At 49.3% G+C, this 4,917-nt stretch carries 4 protein-coding genes and 1 pseudogene; 1 reads left to right on the forward strand and 4 read right to left on the reverse strand.

The genetic code is table 11. The features are described from left to right. On the forward strand, nucleotides 1-461 hold a 461-nt coding region (locus tag CPT76_RS11100; RefSeq protein WP_105442964.1), incomplete at its 5' end, for a nitroreductase family protein. Between the two features lie 149 nt (nucleotides 462-610). On the opposite strand, the gene CPT76_RS11105 is transcribed toward CPT76_RS11100, so the two are convergent. From CPT76_RS11105 to CPT76_RS11120, 4 genes and pseudogenes are all read right to left on the reverse strand, one after another. Continuing rightward, a complete protein-coding gene (locus CPT76_RS11105) occupies nucleotides 611-997 on the reverse strand; it encodes a RidA family protein (RefSeq protein ID WP_105442965.1) in 387 nt (128 codons plus the stop codon). Between the two features lie 111 nt (nucleotides 998-1,108). Continuing rightward, a pseudogene (gene nhaC, locus CPT76_RS42035) lies at nucleotides 1,109-2,715 on the reverse strand (Na+/H+ antiporter NhaC). Then, nucleotides 2,669-3,853, reverse strand: a complete 1,185-nt coding sequence (locus CPT76_RS11115) for a MalY/PatB family protein (RefSeq protein ID WP_374954639.1) — start codon at nucleotides 3,851-3,853, stop codon at nucleotides 2,669-2,671. The pseudogene nhaC and the gene CPT76_RS11115 overlap by 47 nt, the downstream one beginning before the upstream one ends. A 32-nt stretch (nucleotides 3,854-3,885) precedes the next feature. Next, nucleotides 3,886-4,557 carry a helix-turn-helix transcriptional regulator gene (locus CPT76_RS11120; protein ID WP_076165552.1) on the reverse strand — a complete coding sequence of 224 codons (672 nt, stop codon included), beginning with the start codon at nucleotides 4,555-4,557 and terminating at the stop codon, nucleotides 3,886-3,888. Nucleotides 4,558-4,917: the final 360 nt, after the last annotated feature.

The raw sequence follows: 4,917 nt of genomic DNA on the forward strand, positions 1-4,917 counted from the left end.
TCCTTGAAGCCGCACATTGGGCTCCATCCTCTTATAATGATCAGCCTTGGCGCTTTATCGTCGCTAAAACCGAAGAGCAGCTCAGCAAATTTCATTCATTTTTAAACGAATTCAATTTAACATGGGCGTCCAGTGCGCCAGTTCTCATTGTGGTCGCTTCCGACAAGCTTAGAGAAAACGGCGACCCGAACGGTGCGCACGCCTTCGATGCCGGCGCAGCCTGGGCTTCCTTGGCGATTCAAGCGACGATCCTCGGTCTGCACACGCATGCCATCGGCGGTTTTGACCGCAATAAAGCCCGTGAAATATTGAACGTACCGGATCACATCGAGCTTCACGCCGTGATTGCCCTCGGTTATTTGGGCGATAAATCTTTACTTCCGGAAGCGATCCAGCAGCGTGAGGTGCCGAATGACCGCCGCCCGCTGAACGAGCTTGTTTTTGAAGGGAAATTCGAGTAAAGTAAGCCGCTCCATCGCTTCTATTTAATCGATATGAATACACATCTTAAAAAGCTGGCCGATCTTGGCCAGCTTTTGTTGTGCTGCTATCCTCCCGTGAAAAAAGAACAACCCCATGGAGAACCAAGAGGTTGCCTACTATCATCAATTTAAGCTTTGACAGCGATCACTTCGATTTCTACCAGTCCGTCCTTCGGCAACTTGGCTACCTGGACCGCGCTGCGTGCCGGATAAGGCTCTGCAAAGAATGTCGCGTACACTTCGTTGACCTTCTGAAAATCGTTCATATCCTGCAAAAATACCGTCGTTTTAATCACATCGTTCATGGTAAAGCCCGCTGATTCGAGAATCGCTTTTACATTGAGGAGCGATCGCTGTGTCTGTTCCTCTACGGTTGCTGGGAACACGCCTGTTGTGTCCATACCGAGTTGTCCGGATGTAATCAGCACATTACCGATTTGAACTGCCTGGGAGTATGGTCCGATAGCTCCCGGAGCTTCGGTCGTTGCAATAGTTTGTCTCTCTTGTGATGTCATGGTTTCTCTCTCCTTGTCGTGCTTGAAAGCACATTTATGTTTATGGGAATTGCAAAAACTTGGCGTGTATCAACCGTATTTTTGCAAGTACCTGACAAAATGAGGTTTTGGTTAATTGGTTTGGGCTGTCTTTACCGCGGCCATCGTCTTCGAATTCATTTCTTCTGCATTTGGACCGTCATATTCTTGCAGCATTTCTTTTTGCTGTTCCGGCGTCAGCTTGGCGATCCCAAAACCGGTGAAGCCCCAGATCGTGGCGAAAATGATCCCTGTCCAGCACAGCATAGCCCATGGTAAGTATGCGAGTGTTGCGACACCCAGCGTACCGGCCATGTAGGCGCCTGCCGCCGTCCATGGTAAGATTGGTTCCGTGATCGCAGCGGAGTCTTCGACCGTCCGCCCGAGATTTTTCGGATGCAGCCCACGGCGGATGTATGCCTCACGCAGCATTTCGCCCGGCATCAGGATGGACACTTGGCCGTTGCTTGTAACGCCGATCATCGTTAAACCGGTCACGATCGTTGCGACGATCATAGAGCCTGTCGAGCGTACATGCTTCAGGATTCGGTTCACGATCAGCTCAAGCGATTTGGTAAGCGATATGGTGCCGGCAAACGTAATCGCGCTGAAACAGATTAACAATGTTCCCATCATCGAGTTCATTCCGCCGCGGTTCAGAAGCTTCGGTACATCAGGGATGACCGCAGCCGGATCGAATCCTTGGACGTGAACCATCGCGATGTCGAACCCATTCAATACGGAGCTTACGACATCATGCAATGTGAAGCCTTGGAAAATCAGGGCGTTAGCCATCGCAAAGGCCGAAGACAGCAGCATAACCGGCAGCGTGGTTTTTTGCGGATCGAGCCGTACAACACAATGAGTATCGGAACGACGAGCAGCAAATTCCAGTGGTAGATCGTGCCCAGCGTATCCATAATGGTCCCTACTTTTTCAGGGATACCTGCACCTGCAGTATGTGTGTTCAAACCTGTGATGACATAGACGATTCCGGCTACGATAAACGAAGGCAGCGTCGTGTATAGCAAATGACCGATATGCTCATATAGGTTTACACCAGTGGACAGCGCGGCGATATTCGTCGTATCCGATAGCGGCGACAGCTTGTCGCCGAAGTAGGCACCGGCAACCACCGCACCGGCAACGGCTGCCAGATTCACATCCAGTCCAGCGCCAACTCCCATAAATGCTACCCCAATCGTTCCTGCAGAGCCCCATGACGTACCGGTACAGACCGATACGACCGACGTCACTAAAAAGGCGGTGATGAGCAAAAACTGCGGGTTGATAATTTTAAGCCCGTAATATATCATCATCGGAATCGTGCCGCCCACCATCCATGCCCCGATCATCAACCCTACGGCAATCAGGATTAGAATGGCCGGCATCGTTTTGGCAATTTTTTGGGCAATGGAATTCAAAATATCGTTGTAACTGTGCCCGAGCCTAACTGCAATGATCCCCGCGACAACCGTTGAAGCAATAATGAGCGGTTCAGGCGGCAGCTCGAACATGACGTATCCCAAGCACAGCAGTACCACCATCGTTATGATCGGAAGTAAGGCCAAAAACAGCGTCGGTTCTTTGATTTGTTTTCCCTTCGTTTGCTCTGTCATCGTTGTATTCCCCCTGGGATAAATGAATTGTGAACTACTTCTCGTGCAAAGGATAGTGATCTGCCATACGCTGCAGCGCATCCCGAAGAAGAGACCTCGGAGCGGCAATATTCAGGCGGATAAAGCCTTCGCCAATCGCTCCGAAGGAGGTTCCGTAGCTGACACTGACTCTGCTCTTGTTTTGAATCCACTCCACTAAATCGCTTTCAAGCTTGCCGCACGCCGTGCAGTCCACCCATAATAAATAAGTGCCTTCAGGCTGAATGACTTTAAGCTTTGGTATGTGTGTCTGTATAAAATCGATCGTATATGCGATGTTGTCCATTATATATGCGCGAAGCTCGTCCAGCCATTCATCGCAAGCCGTATAGGCCACTTCCAAGGCAGGGACGGCAAAAAAGGTCGGATTATGAATCCCTGCCTGCTGCAGCCCGTTTTTAAAGCGTTCCCGCAGCTGCCCGTTTGGAATGATGATGTTGGCGATTTCCAGACTCGCAAGATTGAACGTTTTTCCTGGGGACGTACAAATGATCGAACGGTCTGCCACCTGCTCCGTCAGCTTGGCGATCACAGTATGCTCGTGCCCCTGATGGATGAAATCCGCATGAATGTCGTCGGATACGATCAGCGCATCGTATTGGATGCACAGCTCGCTGATCCGCTCCAGCTCATGGATCGTCCAGACCCTGCCGGTGGGATTATGCGGAGAGACGAGCATGACCATCTTCACGCCTTCCCTCATTTGCTCTTCCATGTCTGCAAAATCGATCTCATACCGTCCGTTTACAAGCTGCAGCGGACTTTCAACCAACTGCCTGCCATTGATCGCAACCGCTTTCGCGACGGGTTGATAAGCAGGCGTATGGATCAAGATGCGGTCCCCCTTCTCCGTCAGGTTCTGAATCAAGACAGAGACGGCCTGTACGATTCGAGGGCAGAATACGATCCATTCCTGCGGCACCTGCCAATTATAGGCTTTGGACAGCCAGCCTTGTACCGCTTCGAAATATGGCGGGAACGGATCGGTGTAACCGTAAATGCCGTGTCTGGCCATTTCCGTCATCCGTTCCACCACGGCTGGCGGCGCCGGTAAATCCATGTCCGCGACGGACAGTGCGATCATGTCCTCCCCCTGGGATTGGGCCATTCCGTCCCATTTGGCGCTGTTCGTGCCGTATCTGCTGATGATGTGGTCAAAATTATATTTCAATGATGTCACCTTCCCTTGATCCTGCGTATGCCAGTTGCTGATTACTTAAGCTTTTGCAAATAACGGTAGACAGTAGGCTCGGATATCGCTAATGCTGCGGCTACTTGGGAAACGCCGCCTTTCAGCAAGAATACCCCCTGCTCGTTTAACTCACGCACGAGCTCGATTTTCTCTTGTGAGGATAACCGGTCTACAGGAATGTTTATTTTGCTGATTACGGATGCGATCATATGAGTAAGCAGATCATCCGCGTTGCCCTGCAAATATTCCTTGGACTGTTTGTCTTCCTGCGGAGCCTCAATTGAAGCTGGAGGAAGCGGCGAACCGCCTTGTAAAATATGCTGAATCCATTCTGCGGCAGCCTCCATGTGGGTGATGTCAATGTTCAAACACATCAGCCCGACGAGCTCGTTGTCGTCATTTTTGATAAAAAAGGTGGACGATCTAAAGCTTTGACCCATCTTTCCCGAAGCCTTATAGTTGGCGATAAACTGTTCTTCCCGGTATGCTTCCGCTTTCAGCAGTTTCAAGACCAAGTCCGTTGACGCGTCTCCTACCTTACGCCCGCTGATGTGACCGTTCTCAATAAAAATAATCGATCGTTCCGGATCGCTGACGTCATGGACTACGACTTCGCATTTGGGCCCAATAATAGCCGCAATAAATGAGGCAATTGGAAAAAACTTCTCAAGGAACTGCCGATTATCATTCATGTACGGGTGGTCTCCTTCCTTGTAAACCTTATGTGTTGTTATAAAATTTATCAATATAATAAATTATTATCACGATAAGAGTATATTACATTTTTAAAACGGTTTCAATCACTTTTTTGCAAAAAAAATGCGCGAAACATGTCGGAATTTGTTTTTTTGATAGGTACATGGATTATCATTTCTTTAATAGCGCAAAAAAGCCGCCAGGCAAGCGGCTTCAGCATGATAAATTTTTATCAAATTAATTTAGATTTACATAATATATCTTACGTTAACCATTCTGGCAATTACTCTTCTTTCAAAGCCACAAGCTCGGCAATCTGCCCAACTCGGCATCCATTGCACGTCTAAACATCCCTT

The organism is Paenibacillus sp. AR247 (assembly GCF_002968895.1).
Lineage (GTDB): Bacteria > Bacillota > Bacilli > Paenibacillales > Paenibacillaceae > Paenibacillus_AQ > Paenibacillus_AQ favisporus.